Source organism: Marivita sp. S2033 (assembly GCF_046592965.1).
In the GTDB taxonomy this organism is placed as follows: domain Bacteria; phylum Pseudomonadota; class Alphaproteobacteria; order Rhodobacterales; family Rhodobacteraceae; genus Marivita.
Genome location: NZ_JBISBV010000004.1, coordinates 186,775 through 208,691 on the forward strand (window position 1 = coordinate 186,775; position 21,917 = coordinate 208,691).

A 21,917-nucleotide genomic window follows, 5' to 3' on the forward strand; every position below is an offset into this window, starting at 1 on the left:
CAGGCGTGCAGTTAACCGGGCCGAACCACTTGGCGCGAGATCTGCACCGCAAGAATGCCGCCGGTGATAATCATCACGCCCAACAGGTCATACACTCCAAGGCTTTCGGACAGGATTACTGCGGCAATGGCGACGCCGAGAAACGGGTTGAGGAAGTGGAAGGTTGCTGCCTTGACTGCGCCGATCCGGTTGACGAGCCAGAACCACACCAAAGTCGCCGCAAGGCCGGGGATCAGCGTGGTATAGGCAAAGGCCAGCGCGAGCTTGAGCGATAGCGTCACCTCTGGCGTTTCAAGAAGCAGGCCGACGGGCCAAAGCACGGCGCTGCCGATAAGCATCTGCAATCCGACGACCATGACGAAATTGCCCCCAGAACTTGCATTGCGCAGCGCGAGAGTTGCAATGGTCAGAGAGATCACACCGATCACACACAGGCCGATGCCGTAAAGGTCGGCGCCGCTGTTCATCCGGGCGCCCATGATGATGACCACTCCGATGAACCCGGCAACAAGCCCCGCGACACCAAGCGGCGACATCCGCTGACCGGCGAAAAGCCAGCCCGCCACTCCGACAAGAAGCGGCATGGTCGAGGCGATGATTGCCGCCAGGGACGCCTCGATCCGCTGCATGGCGATGAAATTGAGGCCGAGATACAAGGCGTTCTGACAAATACCGAAAATGATCGTCGCCCGCCATTGACCGCGTGTCAGCCGCCATGTCTGGCCCATCCCGAAGGCGATCAGTACCGCCAGCGCCCCCGACAGGCTGAACCGCAGCGCCAAGGCCATCAACGGCGGCGCATCCGCCACGATGATCCGTGCCGAGGTAAAAGCCGACGACCACATAACCGCGAACGCGAGGCCCATCAGAATTGCGCGAATATCCAAGGGACGCCTCCGGCATTGGTGATGGGCGAGTGGTAGTTTGGATTGTGTGGAAGGGAAAGAGGTGGATTGGACTGATCTGCCGTCGACATCAAGACAAACCGCAACGCGCGGTTGGTCCACCGATTTTCCGTCCACCCCTTTCAGGCACCGTCAAGCAGGCCGACCGTGTTGCCTTCGGGGTCCGCAAACTCGGCATAGCGCAGGGTCTCGAAACCCTCGATCTTCACCGGTTCCGGCACGGCGATCCCGACCTTCGCAAGTCGCGCGATCTCGGTATCAAGATCGGAGACATGCATCGTTAAGGTCGCGCGCCCATGTCCTTCTGCACTGTCGAGCACCTGGAACAACACACGCTCCGTCAGCTCCCATTCATGGCAGGACGGCATCGGCTCGCGGTCCCAGCGGCGGCCGATCAGGCTTGTCCACCAACCGGATTGGGCGGCAAAATCCGCCGCGTTGATGCTGACGAACACATGGTTGATCTTCACGGCTGCATCTCTTCGATCAGCTTGTAGTCGATCGCCTTGGCCGCGTTGTAGGCGGGGCGATTAACAATGCGCGCCTGATAGGCGGAAAAGGCCGCGCGTTCCGGCAGGGATTTGAACTGAAGCCCCCAATCCACCGCGCTGCCGACATAGACATCCGCCATCGTAAAGCGCGCGCCGCTGACGTAATCATGTGCCGAAAGCCAGCCTTCCAGCGCATCGACCGTCCGCTCGTAGCTGCCGAACCCGGCCATGACCTGTTCCTTGTCGCTGACCGTCCAGCCAAGCGCCTTTGCTGTGATGGCCTGCTCAAGCGGGCCTGCGGCGAAGAACATCCAGCGGAAATAATCCGCCTTTTCAGCGTCTTGCGGCAAGAGGTCCGGCGCCTCGGCCTCGGCCAGATAGTGACAGATGGCCGCCGCCTCGCTGACGACCCTGTCGCCATCCGTATGGTGGTGGATGATCGTCGGCACCTTGGCCATCGGGTTTGCCTTGATCAGCGCGTCGGGCTTGTCCTCCCATGGCACCATGACGGAGTCGTAATCCGCGCGTGCTTCGTGCAGAGCCCAGCGGGCGATCTGCGCCCGGCTCATCGGGTTGAAGAAAAAGGTGTAGTCGGCCATGTGATCCTCGTTTCGTCGTGATGTGCAGTTCCGGTTCGACGGCGTGTTTCAGGCCGGTGTGTCGCCGGTCCCGTATTCGTCATGCAGCCGTAGCCATTGATGCGCGGCGTCTTGCGGCGTGCCCTCCGGCGCGTCTTCCCAGGTTTCCTGTCGGCCGAGAGGCGTGATGTCGAGCAGTGTCCAGACGGTTCCCAGCGTCTCGACCCCGCGCCCCTTGGTGAAATAGGTTCGGAAGATGTCGCCGCCATCGCGGATGAAGACGTTGAGCCCGAAGTATTTCGGCACGTCGAAATCGACGCCGAAATTGTCCCTGCTCTCGACCCATGGCATCTGCCAACCCATCCGGGCGCGGAACGCCTTGATCTCGGTCAGCGGCGCACGCGAGACGAAGACCAGCGAGGTGTCGCGCGCATGGAGATGCGCCAGATGCGGGATCTGGTCGCCCACCATGCCGCAGCCGGCACAGGGGTCAGGATCGGCGGGCTTCAGCATGTGATGATAGACGATAAGCTGGCGGCGCCCGTCGAAGAGGTCGGCCAGCCCGGCCTTGCCGGACGGCGTGACGAAAACGTAGTCTTTCGTGACCTTCTCCCAAGGCTGGCGACGTCGTTCGGCCGCAAGCTGGTCTTGGGCGCGGGTCAGTTCCTTTTCCCGAGCCAGCAGCGCCTCGCGCGCCGCGCTCCAGTCCTTTCGGGACACGATGCGCTGATGGGGGATGTGATCCGTCACGGCTGATTTCCTCCTGAGAATGACCGTCCGCCCCGACCGTGCCGGGGCAGACCTGCTTCACCCATTCGCCGCGGCCTCGATGGCGGCCACGTCGATCTTGACCATCTGCCCCATCGCCTCCATCACCCGCTTTGCCTTTGCCCGGTCCGGATCGGCAAGAAGTTGCGGCAGGATGCGGGGCGTCACCTGCCAGGAGAGTCCGAAGCGATCCCTGATCCAGCCGCACATCACCGGCTCACCGCCCTCGGCAAGCGCGTCCCAGTAGTGGTCGACCTCGGCTTGGTCGGCGCAGTCGATGGAAAGCGATATCGCATCGGTAAACGGGTGATCCGGCCCGCCGTTCATGGCGATGAAACTGCGGCCCGAGAGGGTGAAGCCGACGGTGATGACATCGTCCTGCTTGCCCCCGGGATAATCCATCGGGGCGCTCGTCGTCTGATCAATGCTGCTGTCGGGGAAGAGGCCGGTATAGAATTCCGCCGCCGCCTCCGCCTGCCCGTCGAACCACAGGAAGGTGCTGATCTTGTCCATCATGCCGCACCTTGCTTGCGCTTGCCGACGAACATCGCCTTGGCCCCCTGCGGATCGTTCGCCTGGATCATCCAGTCGCCCTCATCGCCCGGCAACTCGATCGGCCCGGTGGTGACGGTGCCACCGTTCCTCTCGACCTCGGCTTTCGCGACGTCGACATCGAGCACCGTAAAGGCAAAGTTCCAGAACGGCGCTTCGCCCTCCTTCTGGGCGTCCATCATCGCGCCGATCATGTCGGTATCGGTTTGTCCGACAAAGGTGTAATCCCCGTTCGGCCCCATCGGCATCGCGCCGGTCTTTTTCCAACCGAACAGCTTGCCGTAGAATTCCAGCGCCGCCGTCTGGTCGGACGTGACCAATTCGTTCCAGCTGCAATGCCCGACCTTCATTGGCGCAAAAGCAGTGCTCTGGTCGTCGCTGTTCCCGCGCATCAGGTAGAACACGGCACCCTGCGGATCGGAAACGAAGGCAAAGCGGCCGACGCCGGGAATATCCTGCGGTTCCATCTGGATGCTCCCGCCCAGTTCCTTGACCTTCGCGGCCGCGGCATCCACGTCAGCGACGCCGAAATAAACGTCCCAGGTGGCAGGACGTCCGGTCGCATGATCCGGCGTGCGCATCATGCCGCCCACGCCTTCGCCCTTATCCGTGGCGAAGGTGCGGTACTCCCGCTCCAGCCCGCCGGCAGGTGCCTGAAAGTGCCAGCCCATGACCTTGCCATAGAAGTCCTGCGCCACATCAGGCGCGTCAGTCATCAACTCATACCAGATCGGGGTTCCGTCGCGATTGGTCATCGTCGTTCCTCCTGTTGTCCGTTCCAGTCCATCTTCATGTCGACTTCGTTTTGCACCGGTGCGTTCGGTCTTGACTAACTTGTGGTAAGAACCAGCCGATTTCCTTCGCTGTCCCTGAATGCAGCGAAACGTGCATCCGGATTCCACGGCGCCTCTCCCGGCTCCGTAATGATCTCGACTCCGTTTTCCTTCAGGGTTGCAACGGTTGTATCGAGATCGGCATCGACCAGAACAAGAACGGGTTTTTCGCCGTCGCCCTCATGCTCGCCGCGCTTGTGGAACATAAGGGTGGTTTCAGCGCTTGCGAACGTCAACTCGATCCATCGCCAGCCGTCGTCCCCATAGAGGGAGTCGGTCGCAACACGACACGGCAGGTTTTTGGTGTAGAAATCGACCGCACGGTCCTGGTCGGCTACGGGAAGTTTGGCGAATTTGATGTGCATGGCAGTGTCCATTGCGAAAATGTTCGCTCAGTCTTTTGCGGCCATCGACCTTTTCATCTCTTCCTCGTCCATCCACATGGCTTCCCAGATATGCCCGTCCGGATCCTCGTAGGAGCGACCATACATGAAGCCGTGATCCTGTTTCGGGATGGGATCGGCAACGCCACCGGCCTTGACCGCCGCTTCCACCGCCGCATCGCAAGCCTCACGGCTGTCCATGGAGAGACAGAGCAACACCTGTGCCGATGACTTGGCATCCGGTATCTGCTTTGACGTGAAGTCGCGCCAGCGGGCATGGGACAGGAGCATGGCGGTGATGGTGTCGCTGATCACCATGCTCGCGCAGGTCTCGTCCGAGAAGGTATCGTTCCGAGTTGCGCCCACCGCTTCGTAAAAACGCGCGGAGGCGTCAACATCCGCAACCGGAAGGTTGATGAAGATCATTTGGGTCATGGGCGCGTCCTTTTTCTCCGTGGGCATGGAGCGTCTGGCGCCGGGCCTGTGGAGACCGATGCGTTCCGTGCATTTCGGGTTGGTGTCGAGCAGTAAGGTGTTCTCATGTTCGCAGCCGAACCCGTCGCAGGGATCGGAACGGTGCCATCACCTTTCCACGATTCGATTGACTAGTAAGTTGATATCAACTTAAATAAGGCTGTGTCAAATAAAGTTTCCAAACACGCCACCTTTGGCATGACCTTGCGCGTCCGTGACAGTTGCCTGTGCCTGCACACACAGCGCGCGGCCCGTGCCGTCGCGCGCCGCTTCGATGAGGCGCTGCGCCCCGTCGGGCTGCGAAGCGGGCAATTCTCGATCCTGATATCGCTGAACCGGCCCGAACCGCCGACGGTCGGATCAGTGGCGGATCTGCTCGCGATGGACCGCACGACGTTGACAGCCAACCTCAAACCGCTGGAGCGGCGCGGGCTTCTGACCGTGAGACCGGATGACCAGGATCGCCGCGCCCGTCGGCTGTCGCTGACCGAAGACGGGCTGGCGTTGCTGGAACAGGCCATCCCGATCTGGATCGAGACCCACGAAAGAATCGAGCGCGGGCTGAGCGGCGATGTCGATGCCCTGCGCGAGAACCTGAACAGGCTGACGAGACTGGAGAAGAATGACGACTTGTCACCTTGATCGAATTGCGCTTTCACTTCAGTGACAAGCGCTTCGGCGGCTGTCGTGTCGTCCGCCTGAAGATGAGCATAGACCGCGTAGTCGATGGCATGCGGGTAATGATCCGCAATCACGTCGCCTTCCTTCGCCTGGGCCAAGACGGCAGCGGCACTGCGCGCGTTCCAGGTAGCAGATTCCTCCCAAAGACCGAGACGGGTGAAGATATGCGACGGCATGTGCAGCGCATGGGGCACTTCCGGTGCGATGGCATCGTAGCCCCGTGCGATTTCCACCGCGCCGTCGGCAAGAGCGGGGTGATCCTAGGCGTGAATGGCACAGTAATAGCCCGCCGCGCATGGATGCGCTTCGGGCTCAGAGCGACATTCACTTTGTGGATGCAGCAACAGTCCAAGATCCCCCGAGATCAGGCAAACGAGATTGCATTCATCCTTGGACAACTTATTCTTGTGTCAAATGTCGAAACGTCTCCCATCGCTCAACTCGAAGCGAAGATTTGAAGCCGCCGCTCGGCATCTTGGTTTTGTGAGGGCTACGTGAGAGTGGGTGCCTCTGTTCGCGCGCAAGCATCGCGCGGTCTCTCTTACCGACAGAGGTTTCAACGGCTTCTCCTCACGCTCCTTCTGCAATCGACCGTTCCGATGCGTTTGATTGGAAGGGTGCAGGCATGTCGAGAGGGTATGATGGCAAGGCTTCACCCCGGGATAACGGAGCGAGTGTCGACCGCCCCGAGTTCACGAAGCTGTCTAAAAGTTCAATGTGTCGCGGCAAGTCCCGCACGTTGAGGCGGGACTGCGCAGGCACCTGCGGCGGCCATGGACCAAGCGTTTTGCCGCTGATTTTCCTGACCAGCCAGTCTGCGGGTGGCAGGCAGTCGTCGATCAGGTAATCCATGCCGCCGATCCGCGCCTTCAACGCGTCGGACATGCCCCCTGCCGCACGGCCGGTCAGGCGGCACGAGGCCTGCACCGTCACATCGTCGGCGTGGCGGACCCGCCGACCTGCTGCGCGAAGCGCGCGGACGATCCGGCGGTCCTCGCCGCATCTGATCGGCGCGAAGCCTCGTACTGCCAGATAGGCCGCGCGAGTGAACGCGAGGCTGGCCCCCGCCGCTTCGCCATGGGTGTCGGCGATATCCGCACACCCCGGCGCGTGGCGCGCGTAGACGTCCTGCACCAAAGCCCTGTAGGTGCCCTCCAGTGTGGCCAGGTGGGGGTCCATGCCTTCGAGGATCTCTGCCTCCGCCGGGATCAGATCGACCTTGCCGCAGACAGCGTCCACCGCACCCAGATGAGCAAGGTTTCGCGCGATCCAGTCCGGGGCGACGATGCAATCCGCGTCCGTCGTCAAAAGGTAGCGAAGCGCGGGCATGGTTTGTAGGGCATGATCGCATCCGATCAGGCGCGCGGTTCCCACACCTTCGTGCGGCGCCAGGCGACGCTCAAGCACCGTCAGGTCGAGGCCGAACCGGGCGGCGGTGTCGCGGGCCACGATGCCGGTGCGATCGGTGGTGTTGTTGACCACCAGGATCACCATCGCGTTGCCTTGTTCGGCCAGGGCGGTGAGACATGCACCGATCCGGGCCTCCTCGTTGCGGGCGGGGATGACGATGGCGGTGTCTTTCGCGATGAGGCGGGTCATGCCGTGCCCCTCGGCAGTCCACGGTCGATGCGATACCCGTCGGTCTGCGCCACGCAATCGAACTCATGGGTGTTGAGCGCCGCCGTGAAGATCGCCAACGCCTCCTCCCCCTGCAAATCATGATCGGTATTCCCAAGCCAACTCACACAGAGCACCTCCGCCTTCCGCCAAGCGGTGGCGATATCCGAGGCCAGTCGGCGCAAGCTACCGAGATCCAGGAAATAGAGGATCTCGGACAGGATCAGCAGGTCGAAATCGCCCCTTGGCAGCGGACAGGGGTAAAAGTCGTGGATAAAGGTCGCATCCGGCACCGCACGGCGCGCGGCCTCGATCGCGATGCCCACCGCATCCATGCCGGTATAGCGGTCGCAGATATCCACCAGATGCCGCGCGAGTTGCCCGTTGCCGCAGCCCAGTTCGAAGGCCGAGGCGTAGCGGGGCCGCGACAGCGCCGCCCGGGTTGCGGCGAACTTTGCATGTTCATAACCGCTGTGCTCGAAATCCCAAGGGTCCGTGGTGTCGGCATAAAGAGCGTGCAGATGATCGCGGCCCACGCCCATCACGGCATCCTCCAGAAGATCTCGTCTTCGGTCACGAATTTCTCGATGAACCCCGACGGCAGGGTGAAGCCCGATGGATCGTCGGTGACGACCCTGCCCAGTTGGCTTCGATGGGCATGGATTGCCGCGCGTTTCCTGTCGCGCAGGCCCCCCTGGGGCACGGACACCGGGGCGTAACGGGCTGCGGTCTGGCGAAAATCGGGATCGTCCCAGCGGCACCAGACGGGATAGCTGTAGAATGACCACTCCGGGCGGCGGTTGCGCAACGCGTCGGCGAACCCGGCCGTCGCCTGATGGTCTTCGTGGTGATCCTCGGCAGCGGGCACGAAGACATGGCGCGCGCCATGACCGTCGATGATCTGTTCCAGCCTAACGGCAACCTCTGTCGCATCGGCCTGAAAAAGACGGCTATCGGTCATGCCCAGCCAGGTCAGATCGCGCGCGGAACCGCCGAGACATTCGATGGCCGCTACCATCTCCGCCTGTCGCTGGCGGGCCAGTCGCTCCGGTGTCCATTGCCGCGATCCGGTGTGGCTCGCACTGCCATCCGTCAGGCAGATCACATGCGCACCCGCCCCCGCGAAACTCCTGGCCAGCAGCGCCCCGCAGCCAAGGGATTCATCGTCAGGATGCGGAGCCAGCACCACGAGTTTTTCCCGGCCCTGAAACACACCCGGCAACAAGGGGTTCTGCGCGACATTCATCCGAACACTCCCCAGATGCGCCCATCTTCCCCAAGCGCCGTCTGCGCCGCGCGTTGCAGGAACGCATCCTGCGCGGCCTGCCGCAGATAGACCGCCAGATCACGCGCCATACGTCCGGTCTCGGACCCGACCTCGAAATGGCGCAGGCCGATGCTCTGCTCAACGGCGCGGATGGCGTCGAGCCCGACCTCTTCAGTGAAGAGCCGGGCCGCGATGGAGGTGGCAACGATGTTGTCCGGCGCGATGTGGCGATCGGCCGTCGCTTCGGCGGCGCGCTCGGTCAGGGCCATGCCGGCCCAGGCTCGCATCAGCACATCCATCAACCGGCTCTTCTGAGCCTCTGCACCCATGCGGCCCGCGCTGCGAAGCTCTGTTGCCGCGTGGTCCAGCAAACCAGCGGTAGCACCGGCCTGCAAGGCCGCGATCCGCCAGACACCGCCGACGAAATGCGGCTCCTTCAGGTAATCGCCGGGGTCGCCGATCCATTCGAGTTGTTCCGCAGGCCGGCCGGTGAAATCATAGGTTCCCGAGGCGGTGGCCCGCATCCCCTGCATTTCCCATGTCGACGGGTCCGACCGGCCGGGATCCGTCACGTCGACCAGCGCCAGTCGCACCTTGGGACCGGAATCCATAGTGACCAGCGCATGAGTCACGGTGCCCAGACCCGAGGCAAAGCACTTGCTGCCCTGCAAATGCTTACCCATGTCGTCCAGCGTGACCGGCATCTTGCCGTCCGCGCCCCAGACGCCCAGCAGGGCGCCCCCGGCGATCCGGCGGTCGACCCGCGCCTTTTGCACCTCAGTGCCATGAAGGCGGACCAGTTGCAGCGCGTTGACATGCCCTTCGAACAGCCGCCCGACGCCGAGATTTGCCGCGCCGACCTGCATCAGCCTGCGGGCTGTACGGGCAGGATCGGTCCCGCCATCATCCGTCAGAAAGCCTGCATGCCGCAATAGATCGATGGAGCGGCTGATCGGGCGCTCGCCGCGCTCCTCCTGCGGCGCGGCTGCCCGTAAAGCCTCCGATACATCGGACGGCAACGCCCCGGCGGTGTTCGATGATGGCAACGCAGCAAGGGATGTCATACGCTCTCTACCACGCTCAATTGCGGGCGCAGCGCGCGGGCACATTCCAGCAGCTGCTCCCAGTCCTCGGCGACCCGACTCAGCCGGAAGGCGGGATTGGCCATGACCGGCGGCGCGGCGCGGCGCCAGGCCTGAATGCGGCTGAGGATCTGCGCCGGGTCATGCCCGTCCACCCGCTGATCCGCATCCGTCACGATTTCAGCATTGGCGCCCAGGCCATCATGCACCAGCACAAGTGTGCCGACTGCATTGGCCTCGGCCAGGACCAGACCGAACGTTTCGGCAAAGGTCGTCTGGGGATAGAACAGGCACAGCGCACGCCGCATCTGCCGGATGAGTGCCGGATGAGACAGCGAGCCCAGAAAAACCACCCCCTCGGGCACGGGCCCGGTGTCCCAGCGCAGATAGCCGGGATCAGCGACAGCAAGTGTCAGGTTCGGAATGTCACGGCGCAGGGTGGCGAATTGGCGGAACACCTCGGCCAACCCCTTGTGCGGCGAGCTGGCGAAGAGCAGCCGGTCGGGAACGCGGGTCGTGGCGTCAGGGTGCAGATCATCGTCGAGCGGATTGTAGATCACGCGGATGGACGGCAAATCCTCCGTCCCCAGAAATTCCGCCAGTTTGCGTGCATGCATGTTCGATACGCAGATGACGGTGATGTCAGCCGCCTTTAGCGCTGCGCCCATCTTGCGGTTATGGCGACCGGGATAGACATGCAGCCAGAGGAAGATCGGCATGTCAGGGTGTTGCTTGCGCAGCTTGATCGCCACCTTCCAGCGGTTGATGACGATCAGGGCGGCGGGACGCCTTGCCTCGTCAAGGTTTTGCAGGGGCCGCAACTGCCCCGCCTCGGACCGTTGCCGATGGCTGCGGCCGGATTGATAGTGCGTGATGTCGTATCGGGGCGCGAGCGCAGTCGCGACCCGCAGCACCGTCGCTTCGGTGCCGCCAAGCCCGCCGGCCTCTAGTTCGGGCAGGTCGTAGCCCGCAGTGCAGCACGGATCGACGATCGCCACGGGCACGCGCCCCGTCTCTTGACGAAACGCCTTCATTGCGCCGCCATCGCTGGTGCTGGTGCGGCGGCGCGGATCTGCGCGATCCGGGCCGATGTGGTAGGCGTGACCGGCATGTCGCGCCGCGCCAGAAGCTCGGGGCGGCTGACATGGCTGGCGCCAAGGGTCGGAATATCCACCGGCACGGCGGCGACCCTGCCGTTCTGCCGCCACTCCTCGACCTTGGCCCAGACCAGCTGCCGGTCCCCCTTGCGCCGTGTGCTGTCGTAATCGGACACCGCCGATTGCGTCAGGCTGTCCGGCGTCTCGATCTTGGTCAGCAGCAGTTCCGGCACGATCCAGATGATCTCGCCGTTCAGGATCAGCCGGTTGCGAAATTCGCGGTCTTCTTCGATGCAATTCTCGAACCCGCCAAGACGGCGGAACACATCCGCTCGGAACAGGCCGGAGTTGATATGGGTCCATTCTCCAGGCACTTGACTGCCCATCTGGAGGTTTGGAAAAACGTCATCCAGCAGGGAAATGTCGCGCCGGATTTCAACGCGGCGCCCGTCCGGCAGGATCAACTCGTGATGGGTAAGCGCGGCGCTGACAGCGAGCCTCTGCCCCGCCTCCTTGCCCGCCAGCCGCCAGTTCAGGCAGCCATCCGCACCGATATCCGGCGCGGTCAACACGCGGACCTGATGCAGCACCTTGTCGCGATGCGGGATGTCATCGGAATCGTGAAAGGTGACGGCATCGCCCCCTGTCAGCAACAGCCCTGCGTTCTTGGCACTCGCCGTGCCAAGGTTCTGCGACAACCGGATGTAGTTGAAACGCGCATCAGAGAGAAACGGTTCGACCGCGCGTTCAGTGGCATCGCTGCTGGCGTCGTCGATCACCGTCACGCGGATGTTCCACCAGCTTTGATCCAATGCGGCGCGGATGGCACCTGCGATCAGATGCGCGCGGTTGTAGGTCGGGATGACAATATCGACCAGTGGGGCCAGCGGATCGGATGTCATGCGGAAACCTCTGTCAGGGGTGGGGCAATCGCGGCGCGATAGGCGCGCAGGCTTCTGTCGGTCAGCAGCGCGGCGGGCAGTGGCAGCAAGAGCACCAGCAGCGCGGCGCGGATCAGCGGCTCGGTGGTTTGCACGCCGAGCAGCAGCAGGACGGCGGTGAGGAAAATCATGAGGTGACAGGCCGACAAGGAGCTATCGCCCTTGCCGCCCGATTTGTCGGTGACGACGAATTTCAGGCGGCAGCCCGTGAGCGCATCGAAGGTCGCCTTGGCCGATTGCGGCGCCAGCGCGATGCGGCAGGCCAGCGCGTGCAGGATGACCGGAAGGGCGTGCCCGTCGCGCACCCCGCGCGCGACGACGCGTGTCACGATGTCACTCAGGCTGAGCAGGATAGCCCCCGCAGCCAACGTTGCGGCGGCCGTTTGCCCCTGCCCGGTCAGCAGCCAGACCGTCAGAAACGCGCAAGGAACCAGCGCGAGGCTGAACCATGCGGTCAGTTGCGTGAGGATCACCAGCCGCTTGTGCAGGTTGAGATCGCCCGAAGGAGCGAGGATCATCCGTCCATGCCTCAACAGCGTCTGGACGTTGCCGCTGCACCAGCGATAGCGCTGCTTTTCAAGATCGCGCTGGGACAGCGGCAGCAGGCCCTTGCCCACGACCCGGTTGATGAATCGCCCGCTAAAACCGGCGTGGCACAGCCGCACCCCCAGGTCTGCATCCTCGGTCGTGGTGGCGCCAGACCACCCGCCGACCGCACCCAACGCCGGTTTGGAGATCACGCAAAGCGTGCCGGTCAGCAGCACCGCCTCGGCGTCGTCGGCGACGGCGGCATTGGTGTGGAAATATTCTTCAAGCTCCGCATCCACGCCCGGTGCGGCGATGCCTGTGGAGACATAGGACTGCGGGAACTGTACGTAATCTGCCCCCGTCCGGTGCAGCGCTTCCGCCGCGCGGCTCAGGAAATCGCGGTTGACCACGTAATCTGCATCGACGGTGACCACATGGGTCGCATCCGCCCGCGTATGCGCCAGCGCGATATTGAGCGCGCCGGCCTTGGCGCCACGCACGCCCATCCGGTGCAGGAAGGTGATGCGGCCCGGATGCGCCGCGCAGAAGGTCGCGACCGGCGTCCACAGGGCGGGGTCGGCGGTGTTGTTGTCCATCACGATGATCTCGTAGCCATCTGAACGCCAATCCTGATCCAGCAGCGCCCGCAGGGTTTGGATGACCAGCTGGGGCGGTTCGGCATGGGTCGCGACGTGGACTGAGAAACACGGGCTGGCGAATTCCTGCCGACCCGATGGCACTCCCGCGCGAAGACAAACGACAAGCGGGCGAAGACCCATCAAGCCGATCTGGATCGCGATGATGACCGTGCAGATGACCAGCCCGACTGCCGGAACGGCAGCGGACAGAACCAGTATTGCACAAATTGTGACAAGCCGTAGCTTCACATTCGCCCCCGAGCGTTAATTTAGCAGACATTTTTTTTTGCGATCTGTAGCTTGTCCGGTCGGGACGCTACTGAGAGGACAACCGCTATCGTCGCTATTCAGTTCCCATGCCGATGAGCGTTCGAGAGCTGCGCCGACGCTCCAACAATGCGTCAGATCGCGGACCCCGGCTTTCAACTGGATTGAACTGGTTTTCCGTCTCTAGTCTTGCGGAAACCACGACGTATCCATGTCGGCATAGCGATCATGGTAGTCCGTGAGTTCGATCATCGCATCTTCTTTAAGAATCCGGAGCCGATCCTGGTCGCGGTGAATGTAGCCGTCCTCTTCCATCCGGATGAAGGTCTTGCTGATGTAGACATTGGTAAGGCCGAGGTAGTCAGCGATTTGGCTCTGGGTCATCGGCAGGCGGATCGTGTCGGTCATGTCTTGGTTGGTGATCCGCAGGCGCGATATAAGGTCGAGCAGCATGTAGCTGACCCGTTCCTGCGCGCTCATCCGGCCCATCGCCCGCAACACGTCGATCAGCACGACCTGGTCGCGCAGCGCGATGGAAAGCAGCAGCGCCGACAGCCGGGGCGACTCTCTCAGGATCTCGTCCAGCGACGATTTCGGGAACGGGCACAGGCACACATGCTCGACGGTGCGCAACGTGGTCGTCGCGTGTTTCAGGGCGACATCCGGAAACCCGATAATGTCGCCCGGGTGGTGGATCTTGACGATCTGGCGGCGACCATCAGGCAGATCGGTATAGCTGAAGGCCCAACCGTGTTTCACGACATAGAGGTCTTTGTTCTCGTCCCCGCCCTGATACACCTCATGTCCGGCATCGAACGTGCGCTCTGCCTTTTCAAGTGTAGCCAACCTGTCCCGATCCGCGTCGGACAGGTAAACATAGTGCGCCAGCTTGGTGACGAGACAACTGGAATTGATGGTCATGACGGCATCCTATCGGTTTCCCCGGATGTGAAGCCAGTCAAAGATGTTGAGGACGACAAAGATCAGCACCGAGATGAACGCCGCCTCTTTCAGGAATCCTAGCCCGCAAGCAATGCCTATCGACCCCACCGCCCAGATTGCCGCCCCGCTGCGCACGCCTTTCAGCCTTCCGTTGTCGCGCGGCGACATGATCGCCCCCGCCCCGAGGAAGCCGATGCCGCCGACGATGCCCTGGATCAGGCGAGTCGGATCGATGGTCATGGCTTCGTCCTCGGCCACGCCGCTTAGCGCGAAGTTCAGCGTGACCACCATGAGCGCCGCCGAGCCGATGGCCACGAGGACATAGGCCCCGGCGCCCAGCGGCTTGCCCTTGATCTCGCGGTCGAGCCCGACGACCAGCCCGCAGCCCCCTGAAAACAGGACACGAAGGATGAATTCACTGAAATCGACCATTGGCACCAAGTCTCCTTTCGCAGTTCTCTGAACCGCAACGGTTTCTTTAGCGTTACCGGGATGATTTCGGTTTAATCTGCATTGAAACGCGCCATGGGCCGCAAGGCTACAACCCCTTGACAGCCGTGAACGATCCCGACGCAACGACCTTGTGCAACCGGAGAAGTCTAAATGTTCTTTGAAGAAGCCTTCATGGATGCCGTTGCCAAGGGCGCTTTGCTGAGCGGAATCGGCATTGCCTGGATCATTTTGTTGGTGCGCATCGTCGGCTTGCGGTCGTTCTCCAACATGACGAATTTCGACTTCGTGATGACCGTCGCCATGGGCTCGCTTCTGGCCGGGGCGTCGCAGTCGCAGGAATGGACCGGGTTCGTGCAGACAGCGACAGCGATGGCCAGCCTCTTTGCCGTCCAGTATGGCGTCTCACGGTTGCGGCGCTGGTCGCCGCGGCTCGACGCGCTGGTTCAGAACACACCGGTCCTGCTGATGAAGAACGGCGTCATACTGCGCGATAACTTGCGCGCGACGCGAGTGGCCGAAGAAGATCTGATCGCTAAGCTGCGCGAAGCCAACGCGCTGAATTTCGCGTCGGTGCGCGCCGTGGTGCTGGAGACGACCGGCAACATCTCGGTGATGCACGGCGATCATGTGGATGAGGCATTGTTCAAGGGGGTGGCTGATGCCTGATAAAAGACGCCTCTTTCTTCAAATCCTGCCTTTAAAACCTGACCTTCGCGGTTGTCGGTTGCCTCATGGTCTTGTCCTGCTGGTTTCCACGGATCATTTCATGGCACAGAGCGCCGGATAATTTCGCTGACGTCGGACTTTCTGATCGCGACGGATGGCAGCAGCACTTCATCCCGAGCCACATCGAATCTCTCACGACTAGATGCGGGGGCGGTGTGAATGGCATATTTAATCCAAGACTCATAGAAGTGGATTACCCGCGCTGCCAAAACCTTAGTTTCCCGCATACCTCGATGAAATGCGAACAGTCGTTCTTGTCTTTAAGAACGAATACGCCGTCATCGAAATCGCCAACCCCTGCCGCATGAAACAGCTTCTCGGCTTCGCCGGAGAGTGCGATGAACTTCGCATGCGCAAACGCGTCGGCAGCAAACCCCTTGGCTGGATGCATGGATATCAGCTTTTTCACCCCGTCTGCGGATGTCATAACAGCGACAGCATCGTAAAGCACGGATGGCCCGCCATCTATATTCTGATCCGCCGACACACTTTTGCCGTCAGACGTCTTGATGCCACCGATCGTGGGGGCGACGATTTCCACCATGCCGCCCACGTCTTTTACGGCCCGTTGCAATGAGGCGAGCAGATCACCATCGATACCGTCGGTTACAAGGATGCCCAGTTTCCGACCCTTGAAGCTATCCGGTCCGTTCTTGAGAATCGACAGTGCATCAGATGGCTTGAGACCATCCACTACATCGCGCCGCGGCGCATGCGGTTCCGGCATTTCGTCAAAACCCAGCCCATCCGATACGGCCTGAGCCAAATCAGCATCGATATTTGGCAAATGGGCCACGACACGCTTGCGGATGTCCAGCACCTCGCATTTCGAGAGCTCGAAGATGAGCGCGTCGGCGATGTGGTCCTGCTCCACCTTTGTCTGGCTTTCGTAGAACTGGCGCGCCTGACTGTAATGGTCCGCGAACAGCTCCGCACGAACCTTCCGTTTCTTGCCTTCGACAGCTTCGGGATAGGGGGTGAACCCGCCTTCCGCATCCGCCCGCGGGCCGCCATCCTTCCAGCTATTGGGCTCATAATTGGCGCGCCCTGCCGGGTTGTGCATCGCCATGTGTCCGTCCTGCTGAAAATGCGCAAAGGGACATTTCGGCGCGTTTACCGGAATGTGGGTGAAGTTCGGGCCGCCCAGACGTTTGATCTGCGTGTCCAGATAGGAAAAGTTGCGCCCCTGCAGCAACGGGTCGTTTGTGAAATCGATCCCCGGCACAATGTTCTGGGTGCAGAACGCGACCTGTTCGGTCTCGGCAAAGAAGTTGTCGACCACGCTGTCCAGCACCAGCCGTCCGATGATGCGCACGGGCACGTCCTCTTCCGGGATCAGCTTGGTCGCGTCCAGCACATCGAAATCGAACTTGTCGGCGAATGCGTCGTCGAACACTTGCACGCCCAGTTCCCATTCCGGGAAGTCACCTGCTTGAATGGCTCCCCACAGGTCACGGCGGTGAAAATCCGGGTCGGCGCCGTTGATCTTGACTGCCTCGTCCCACAGGACCGACTGCAACCCCTGCTTCGGCTTCCAGTGGAACTTCACGAAGTGGCTTTTGCCCTCCGCGTTCACGAACCGAAACGTGTGGATGCCAAACCCTTCCATGAACCGGAATGACCGCGGGATGCCCCGGTCCGACATGGTCCACATGACCATGTGCATGGCTTCCGGCATCAGAGAGATGAAATCCCAGAAGTTGTCATGTGCCGACTGCGCCTGCGGAAAAGCGCGGTCGGGTGCCTCCTTGACTGAATGAACCAGATCGGGAAACTTCATCGCGTCCTGAATGAAGAACACGGGGATGTTGTTGCCGACGATGTCCCAATTGCCCTCTTGGGTATAGAGCTTGACGGCAAACCCGCGAGCGTCGCGGGCTAGGTCCATCGATCCCTTGTTGCCTGCCACGGTCGAAAAGCGGACGAAGGCCGGCACCCTGCGCCCTTTTTCCTGCAACAGATGCGCCGACGTCAGGTCCGGAATCGCATCCGTGGTTTCGAAATAACCGCGCGCGCCATAGCCACGGGCATGAACAACACGTTCGGGAATGCGCTCGTGATCGAAATGGAACATTTTCTCGCGGAAATGGAAGTCCTCAAGCAAGGCCGGTCCCCGCGGTCCCGCCTTTAGAGTGTTCTGATTGTCCGAAACCGGAACGCCCTGTGCGGTCGTCAGGCGCGCGTCAGCCGATGCCTGCTGGTGCGTTTCACCGCCCTGCCCTGTTTTTTTAGAGCGCTCCATCGTTTCGTTGGACTTCTGCGTCTTGACGGAGAAGCGGGATTGCGGTGATTTTTCAGACATCTGGTTTCTCCAGCGCCACTGCGCTTCAAAAAGGGATCTATCGAACAGAACAAATGCTACGCTACGCGACGTCTTGGTACTTTGAAATAGATTGATGCAGCCAGCAGTAAAGCGGTGCCAGGACTTCATGCTTTGAAGCAGTGGTCTTACGAGGATTAGGAGAAGCTCTGCTTATGCTTTGATCCTAAAAATTATGGACAAGCACATCCTTTTTATTAACGGTTATGCTGATTTTGGAGTGCGATCGGATGGCATGACGGAATAGCGATATGCTCGGGGAACGAGGAGTTGGTTGAGATCGTCGGCGGCGGACCGTCGACGGGCGTACTTTCTGCGCTCCGATGGGCTGGGCATGGACCTGCGCGGCTACCATGTCAGCGGCAAGCTGCGCATCAGCGACCTTTGGTGATTTGGTGCGAAGCGAATAGGCAATGCGGGGCGATGAATAGTGGTGCTTCGGCTCTTTCAGGATGCGCCGGCTAAAGTAAAATATCCCGTCTTTCACGAAAGGCCGCGAAATGGTCTACGGCACCTTGCTCAAGTTAAATATTGGAGCGATACCAATAAGTTATCCGAAGAAATGGTGCCCGGGGGCGGTATAAACTATTGTTTTTATTGCAATAAGTTGCGAGGCGGTGGGACTTTTTTCTTTCACCATGTATATTGGGTTATTTTGGATAAGTGTCCCACTTTTTCGAAGAGTTCGACGGCGCCGCGCATGTGATCTCGGAGGCCTGCTTCTTCAGATAATGAAAGGAATAAGCAGCTTGAGGCAGCGGCCAGCATACGCCCAGAAAACCTTCTCTTGCTGAATGTCTGCGGTGGTGTGGGTTTAGGTCATGAATCCTGACCTCTGAGTTCAGCAATACGACCTGAAATGAGCGTGCGTAGTCGGATCAGGTTTCGAACTTGCCCGGGCAGTTGCATCACATCCGGGAACGGTGCGCCGTGGGCGACGTTGTTACGAAAGATCCGTATTTCGTGGCGCTCTTGAAGAACCCAAGACTTATTCCGAGCCCCCTCGAAACAATGGGCGAGCAGGTCGAGTTTCACAGCGAAACCAACGGAGAGAATTGCATGACCGGAACTCTCTGCGCCACGTGCGCGCGCCAGACCTGTTTGTAATTCGCTGCGTAGGTTACACGGGACAGCGGCGGTCGGACATTGTCCGGCTCGGGCCGCAGCACATCAAGGACGGCTGGATCACCTTGACCCAGGCTAAGAACCGCGATCGCAAGCCTGTCACCCTCTCCATCCCGGTCCTGCCGGAGTTAAGGGCGGTGCTCGACGCCACGCCCACCGGCAACCTCGCCTTCCTCGTCACGGCCTTCGGCAAGCCCTTCACCTCGAACGGCTTCGGCAACTGGTTCCGCAAGCAATGCGACGAAGCCGGGCTGAAGCACTGCTCCGCGCACGGGCTGCGCAAGGCCGGCGCGGCACTGGCGGCCGAGAACGGAGCGACCGAGCGGCAGTTGATGGCGATCTTCGGCTGGGCGACCATGAAGGAAGCGTCGCGCTACACCCGCGCCGCGCGCCAGAAGGTGCTGGCGGCGTCGGGCATGAAGCTGTTGTCCCGGGGTGGAGACGGGCCGGAAAGAGGGGAATTGCGGGGTGGCGACCCGTGACGCCGCCTTCTCACACCGATGGGCGCGACGCCACCGCACTTCAGCCCGTTCTTGCAAAATAAGTTCTTCAAGGCTATATAGCTTCAAGGTAGTATTTGCCCGATGCCGTGGACCGTATCCTTTGCCGAGGAATTCGAGCTGGAATTCGATGCCCTGCCACAAGAGGTGCAGGATGCGATCCTCGCCCGGGCGTTGCTGCTCGAGCGGGAAGGCCCCATGCTCGGGCGACCCCACGCGGACACCCTTACAGGGTCGAAGCATGCCAACATGAAGGAGCTGCGCTGCACCGCCGCCGATGGCGTCTGGCGCATCGCCTTCGCATTCGACCCCGACCGGCAGGCGATCCTGCTCGTCGGCGGGGACAAGTCGGGTGGCAGCGAAAAGCGGTTCTACAAGTCGCTGATCGCCCGGGCGGACGACCGCTTCGACCGCCACCTGGAGAGACGGAAAGGATGATGACGATGGCCCGGAGCCTGAAGGACAAGCTGGCGACCCTCGACCCTGCCCGCCGCGCGGCGGTCGAGGCCGAGGCGGATCGGCTGCATGCCGAGTACCTGACGCTGCAGGAATTGCGGAAGGCCAAGAAGCTGACCCAGGTGCAACTGGCCGAAAGCCTTGGCGTCCGGCAGGCCACCGTCGCGAAATACGAACGGCAAAGTGACCTCCTGCTTTCGACGCTGACGAGCTACGTTCGCGCGATGGGCGGGGACCTCAAGCTGATGGTTGAGTTCCCCGGTTCAGCGCCAGTCGCGCTTGAGGGGCTTGGAGATATGGAGGAACCGCAGCGAGTTCGGAGTCGCACCTCTTGATGAGCATCGTTCCCAATTGCCAGAACCAAGTATCGCGAAGGCTATTCCCCGTTCACCTCGTTAACAAACCTACGAAGTCGCGCTCGTTCAGCTCCGTCCACGAACATGCTTCGTATGATGAATGGCTGCCCCATAGGCTGACTTTTTCTTCCCGGAGCGATGAATTCCCCAACAATTGCAAGCGCCGGATTTAGCCGTCGAACACTCCAACTCGTTTCCTCGGAGATCTGCGCGGCGGAAATACCTTTATCGGAAGCCAGCAACATATCTGCGATTTGTGCCGCGTCAGCCCGAGGGCTTGCATCATCGAACACGATGGGATCGAAGACTTCAAAGAGTTTGTGAGTTGCACGCGCATGGCTGAATGGTTTCCCAAGAACTTTGGAAACCGTGATCATACCTTCGAGTTCAAGTTCACCGACTGCTTCTAGGATTTCAATCTGCGAAGCCTCAGGAAACTGCTTGAGTATCTTGTCGTACTCAAAAAGATCTGACCAACCGTCTTTGGACTGTTCGCTCATCCACTTCCCAATGATCGCAGCATCCTCGGACAAAGAGATAGACTCGGTCAGAAAGCCGATTGCTTCTTCGAATGAATTCAGCAGATCGGTGACTTCTTTCTGCCATTTCTCTTGGTCAACCTCCCCCTTCGCTGGATGGGTAACACTGTAGAGTGCCGCCAGTGGACCTCCGACCAAAGGTACTCCGGCCAGCAATGTGTCGAACATCTTTCGAGCAAGTTCCCTCTTGGGTGACTTTTCCGGCGCAGCAATCGCCATCGCTTGGCTCTCCAATGATACATTCCTCTGGAAGATAGCTTTTTGCCGATGCGGCGCCTAGCCCGACCGATCAGAACCCGGCGGCTGCGCTCGAACTCAACTGTGTGGTGCGAAACTCCGCCTTCCTCTGCCCTCAATCCCTGCAAACCAAAACCCCGCGGACGCCGCCGAGGGCACGAAAACCCGCGCTGGAGCGCGAACGTCTCACGAACAAAAAAGTCCCACTTTTCCCCAACCGCGAAAACGGTGGGACGATTTTGTCCCGCAACCCATTGATATCATTCACACTAGGAGGTGTTTTGGTGCCCGGGGGCGGAATCGAACCACCGACACGAGGATTTTCAATCCACTGCTCTACCCCTGAGCTACCCGGGCACGGGTGAACGTTCGACGTTCGGGTGGGCGCGTTCTAGGTGACCGGTTGCGGCGTGTCCAGTGGCATTTCGCGGGAAAATCGACAAATGAGGAGTCGCCGGTGTAGCGCGAACAAAAATCCTGGCGGATGGCGGCGTCGGGCTTGCCAAAACCTGTAGGATGGCCACTTTGCCTCCATGATTCCGACCTTTCAGTTCGAACAACATCACTGGGACCGCGAAGTTTCGCTGGTGGCGGGTGTGGATGAGGCAGGACGTGGGCCGCTTGCCGGGCCTGTTGTGGCGGCAGCGGTCATTTTGTCTCCGGCCTTGTTTCCCGACGGACTCCGCGATTCCAAGAAACTTACGGCGCGCAGGCGGGGGCAGTTGCTTGAGCTTCTGACGCAGCAGGCCCGGATCGGGGTCGGCGAAGCGTCGGTGGAAGAGATCGACAGTCTGAACATTTTGCGTGCCAGCCATCTGGCGATGTGCCGGGCGATTGCCGCACTGCCCGAAAGGCCCGGATACGTTCTTATCGACGGCAACATGATACCGCGCGATCTCGCGCTTCCGGCGACGCCGATCGTCAAGGGAGACGGTCTGTCATTGAGCATCGCTGCGGCGTCAATTGTGGCCAAAACAAGGCGCGACGCGATCATGTGGGATTTGGCGCAACAGTATCCCGGTTATGGGTGGGAGACCAATCAGGGCTACCCGACAATGTGTCACAAAACTGCGTTGCGAAATCTCGGTGTGACCCCTCACCATAGACGTTCGTTCAAACCGGTCCACAATATGTTGTGACAAGATAAAATCATAACCACTT

27 protein-coding genes and 1 tRNA gene are annotated in these 21,917 nt (G+C 60.9%); 7 read left to right on the forward strand and 21 right to left on the reverse strand.

Going from position 1 to position 21,917, the window contains the following annotated elements; genetic code table 11:
* Nucleotides 1-11: 11 nt before the first annotated feature.
* From ACGKZZ_RS09650 to ACGKZZ_RS09685, 8 genes are all read right to left on the reverse strand, one after another.
* Complete coding sequence (locus ACGKZZ_RS09650) at nucleotides 12-887, reverse strand: DMT family transporter (protein ID WP_411223336.1); 876 nt, start codon at nucleotides 885-887, stop codon at nucleotides 12-14.
* A gap of 140 nt (nucleotides 888-1,027) precedes the next feature.
* Nucleotides 1,028-1,375 (reverse strand): VOC family protein, encoded by a 348-nt coding sequence (locus ACGKZZ_RS09655; RefSeq protein ID WP_411223337.1) that lies wholly within the window; start codon nucleotides 1,373-1,375, stop codon nucleotides 1,028-1,030.
* Nucleotides 1,372-1,995 carry a glutathione S-transferase family protein gene (locus ACGKZZ_RS09660; RefSeq protein ID WP_411223338.1) on the reverse strand — a complete coding sequence of 208 codons (624 nt, stop codon included), beginning with the start codon at nucleotides 1,993-1,995 and terminating at the stop codon, nucleotides 1,372-1,374. The genes ACGKZZ_RS09655 and ACGKZZ_RS09660 overlap by 4 nt, the downstream gene beginning before the upstream one ends.
* 48 nt (nucleotides 1,996-2,043) lie before the next feature.
* Nucleotides 2,044-2,724 carry a DUF899 domain-containing protein gene (locus tag ACGKZZ_RS09665; RefSeq protein ID WP_411223339.1) on the reverse strand — a complete coding sequence of 227 codons (681 nt, stop codon included), beginning with the start codon at nucleotides 2,722-2,724 and terminating at the stop codon, nucleotides 2,044-2,046.
* A 57-nt stretch (nucleotides 2,725-2,781) separates the two neighbouring features.
* Complete coding sequence (locus ACGKZZ_RS09670) at nucleotides 2,782-3,258, reverse strand: VOC family protein (RefSeq protein WP_411223340.1); 477 nt, start codon at nucleotides 3,256-3,258, stop codon at nucleotides 2,782-2,784.
* The gene (locus ACGKZZ_RS09675) at nucleotides 3,255-4,049 is read right to left on the reverse strand and encodes a VOC family protein (protein ID WP_411223341.1); all 795 of its coding nucleotides are present in this window, start codon (nucleotides 4,047-4,049) and stop codon (nucleotides 3,255-3,257) included. The genes ACGKZZ_RS09670 and ACGKZZ_RS09675 overlap by 4 nt, the downstream gene beginning before the upstream one ends.
* A gap of 74 nt (nucleotides 4,050-4,123) precedes the next feature.
* Nucleotides 4,124-4,504, reverse strand: a complete 381-nt coding sequence (locus ACGKZZ_RS09680) for a VOC family protein (protein ID WP_411223342.1) — start codon at nucleotides 4,502-4,504, stop codon at nucleotides 4,124-4,126.
* A gap of 15 nt (nucleotides 4,505-4,519) precedes the next feature.
* Entirely contained in the window at nucleotides 4,520-4,945 is a 426-nt protein-coding gene (locus tag ACGKZZ_RS09685; protein ID WP_411223344.1) for a VOC family protein, read from the reverse strand.
* Nucleotides 4,946-5,182: 237 nt separating this feature from the next.
* Here ACGKZZ_RS09685 and ACGKZZ_RS09690 point away from each other — a divergent pair, with 237 nt between their 5' ends.
* A complete protein-coding gene (locus ACGKZZ_RS09690) occupies nucleotides 5,183-5,626 on the forward strand; it encodes a MarR family winged helix-turn-helix transcriptional regulator (RefSeq protein WP_411223346.1) in 444 nt (147 codons plus the stop codon).
* The gene (locus ACGKZZ_RS09695) at nucleotides 5,623-6,123 is read left to right on the forward strand and encodes a hypothetical protein (protein WP_411223347.1); all 501 of its coding nucleotides are present in this window, start codon (nucleotides 5,623-5,625) and stop codon (nucleotides 6,121-6,123) included. The genes ACGKZZ_RS09690 and ACGKZZ_RS09695 overlap by 4 nt, the downstream gene beginning before the upstream one ends.
* 112 nt (nucleotides 6,124-6,235) lie before the next feature.
* On the opposite strand, the gene ACGKZZ_RS09700 is transcribed toward ACGKZZ_RS09695, so the two are convergent.
* The 9 genes from ACGKZZ_RS09700 to ACGKZZ_RS09740 form a co-directional block, all read right to left on the reverse strand.
* Nucleotides 6,236-7,264, reverse strand: coding sequence for a glycosyltransferase (locus ACGKZZ_RS09700; protein ID WP_411223348.1), 1,029 nt, complete (start codon nucleotides 7,262-7,264; stop codon nucleotides 6,236-6,238).
* On the reverse strand, nucleotides 7,261-7,824 hold the full coding sequence (locus ACGKZZ_RS09705) for an SAM-dependent methyltransferase (protein WP_411223429.1): 564 nt from the start codon (nucleotides 7,822-7,824) through the stop codon (nucleotides 7,261-7,263). The genes ACGKZZ_RS09700 and ACGKZZ_RS09705 overlap by 4 nt, the downstream gene beginning before the upstream one ends.
* Complete coding sequence (locus ACGKZZ_RS09710) at nucleotides 7,824-8,528, reverse strand: PIG-L deacetylase family protein (protein ID WP_411223349.1); 705 nt, start codon at nucleotides 8,526-8,528, stop codon at nucleotides 7,824-7,826. Before ACGKZZ_RS09710 ends, ACGKZZ_RS09705 begins: the two co-directional genes overlap by 1 nt.
* On the reverse strand, nucleotides 8,525-9,613 hold the full coding sequence (locus ACGKZZ_RS09715; RefSeq protein ID WP_411223350.1) for an acyl-CoA dehydrogenase: 1,089 nt from the start codon (nucleotides 9,611-9,613) through the stop codon (nucleotides 8,525-8,527). The genes ACGKZZ_RS09710 and ACGKZZ_RS09715 overlap by 4 nt, the downstream gene beginning before the upstream one ends.
* Nucleotides 9,610-10,665 (reverse strand): glycosyltransferase, encoded by a 1,056-nt coding sequence (locus ACGKZZ_RS09720; RefSeq protein ID WP_411223351.1) that lies wholly within the window; start codon nucleotides 10,663-10,665, stop codon nucleotides 9,610-9,612. Before ACGKZZ_RS09720 ends, ACGKZZ_RS09715 begins: the two co-directional genes overlap by 4 nt.
* Nucleotides 10,662-11,630, reverse strand: a complete 969-nt coding sequence (locus tag ACGKZZ_RS09725) for a glycosyltransferase family 2 protein (RefSeq protein WP_411223352.1) — start codon at nucleotides 11,628-11,630, stop codon at nucleotides 10,662-10,664. Before ACGKZZ_RS09725 ends, ACGKZZ_RS09720 begins: the two co-directional genes overlap by 4 nt.
* Nucleotides 11,627-13,084, reverse strand: a complete 1,458-nt coding sequence (locus ACGKZZ_RS09730) for a glycosyltransferase family 2 protein (RefSeq protein ID WP_411223353.1) — start codon at nucleotides 13,082-13,084, stop codon at nucleotides 11,627-11,629. The genes ACGKZZ_RS09725 and ACGKZZ_RS09730 overlap by 4 nt, the downstream gene beginning before the upstream one ends.
* A 201-nt stretch (nucleotides 13,085-13,285) precedes the next feature.
* On the reverse strand, nucleotides 13,286-14,023 hold the full coding sequence (locus tag ACGKZZ_RS09735; RefSeq protein WP_411223354.1) for a Crp/Fnr family transcriptional regulator: 738 nt from the start codon (nucleotides 14,021-14,023) through the stop codon (nucleotides 13,286-13,288).
* Between the two features lie 9 nt (nucleotides 14,024-14,032).
* Nucleotides 14,033-14,476: an MgtC/SapB family protein gene (locus ACGKZZ_RS09740; RefSeq protein WP_411223355.1), complete on the reverse strand. Its 444-nt coding sequence runs from the start codon at nucleotides 14,474-14,476 to the stop codon at nucleotides 14,033-14,035.
* A 171-nt stretch (nucleotides 14,477-14,647) separates the two neighbouring features.
* Here ACGKZZ_RS09740 and ACGKZZ_RS09745 point away from each other — a divergent pair, with 171 nt between their 5' ends.
* On the forward strand, nucleotides 14,648-15,163 hold the full coding sequence (locus ACGKZZ_RS09745) for a DUF421 domain-containing protein (protein WP_411223356.1): 516 nt from the start codon (nucleotides 14,648-14,650) through the stop codon (nucleotides 15,161-15,163).
* Nucleotides 15,164-15,416: 253 nt separating this feature from the next.
* On the opposite strand, the gene ACGKZZ_RS09750 is transcribed toward ACGKZZ_RS09745, so the two are convergent.
* Entirely contained in the window at nucleotides 15,417-17,465 is a 2,049-nt protein-coding gene (locus ACGKZZ_RS09750) for a catalase (protein WP_411223430.1), read from the reverse strand.
* Nucleotides 17,466-17,709: 244 nt separating this feature from the next.
* The gene (locus ACGKZZ_RS09755) at nucleotides 17,710-18,030 is read right to left on the reverse strand and encodes a DUF6538 domain-containing protein (RefSeq protein ID WP_411223357.1); all 321 of its coding nucleotides are present in this window, start codon (nucleotides 18,028-18,030) and stop codon (nucleotides 17,710-17,712) included.
* 595 nt (nucleotides 18,031-18,625) lie between these two features.
* Between ACGKZZ_RS09755 and ACGKZZ_RS09760 the strand changes: the two genes are divergently transcribed.
* The 3 genes from ACGKZZ_RS09760 (at nucleotide 18,626) to ACGKZZ_RS09770 (ending at nucleotide 19,959) form a co-directional block, all read left to right on the forward strand.
* A complete protein-coding gene (locus ACGKZZ_RS09760) occupies nucleotides 18,626-19,150 on the forward strand; it encodes a tyrosine-type recombinase/integrase (RefSeq protein WP_411223358.1) in 525 nt (174 codons plus the stop codon).
* Nucleotides 19,151-19,252: 102 nt separating this feature from the next.
* Complete coding sequence (locus ACGKZZ_RS09765) at nucleotides 19,253-19,606, forward strand: type II toxin-antitoxin system RelE/ParE family toxin (RefSeq protein ID WP_411223359.1); 354 nt, start codon at nucleotides 19,253-19,255, stop codon at nucleotides 19,604-19,606.
* A 5-nt stretch (nucleotides 19,607-19,611) separates the two neighbouring features.
* The gene (locus tag ACGKZZ_RS09770; RefSeq protein WP_411223361.1) at nucleotides 19,612-19,959 is read left to right on the forward strand and encodes a helix-turn-helix domain-containing protein; all 348 of its coding nucleotides are present in this window, start codon (nucleotides 19,612-19,614) and stop codon (nucleotides 19,957-19,959) included.
* Between the two features lie 41 nt (nucleotides 19,960-20,000).
* Here the strand turns inward: ACGKZZ_RS09770 and ACGKZZ_RS09775 are convergent, their stop codons facing one another.
* Together ACGKZZ_RS09775 and ACGKZZ_RS09780 are read right to left on the reverse strand one after the other, a co-directional pair.
* Entirely contained in the window at nucleotides 20,001-20,738 is a 738-nt protein-coding gene (locus ACGKZZ_RS09775; RefSeq protein WP_411223362.1) for a hypothetical protein, read from the reverse strand.
* Between the two features lie 300 nt (nucleotides 20,739-21,038).
* Nucleotides 21,039-21,113 (reverse strand) — tRNA-Phe (locus tag ACGKZZ_RS09780).
* Nucleotides 21,114-21,289: 176 nt separating this feature from the next.
* On the opposite strand from ACGKZZ_RS09780, the gene ACGKZZ_RS09785 reads away from it, so the two are divergent.
* The gene (locus tag ACGKZZ_RS09785; protein WP_411223363.1) at nucleotides 21,290-21,895 is read left to right on the forward strand and encodes a ribonuclease HII; all 606 of its coding nucleotides are present in this window, start codon (nucleotides 21,290-21,292) and stop codon (nucleotides 21,893-21,895) included.
* Nucleotides 21,896-21,917 lie beyond the last annotated feature (22 nt).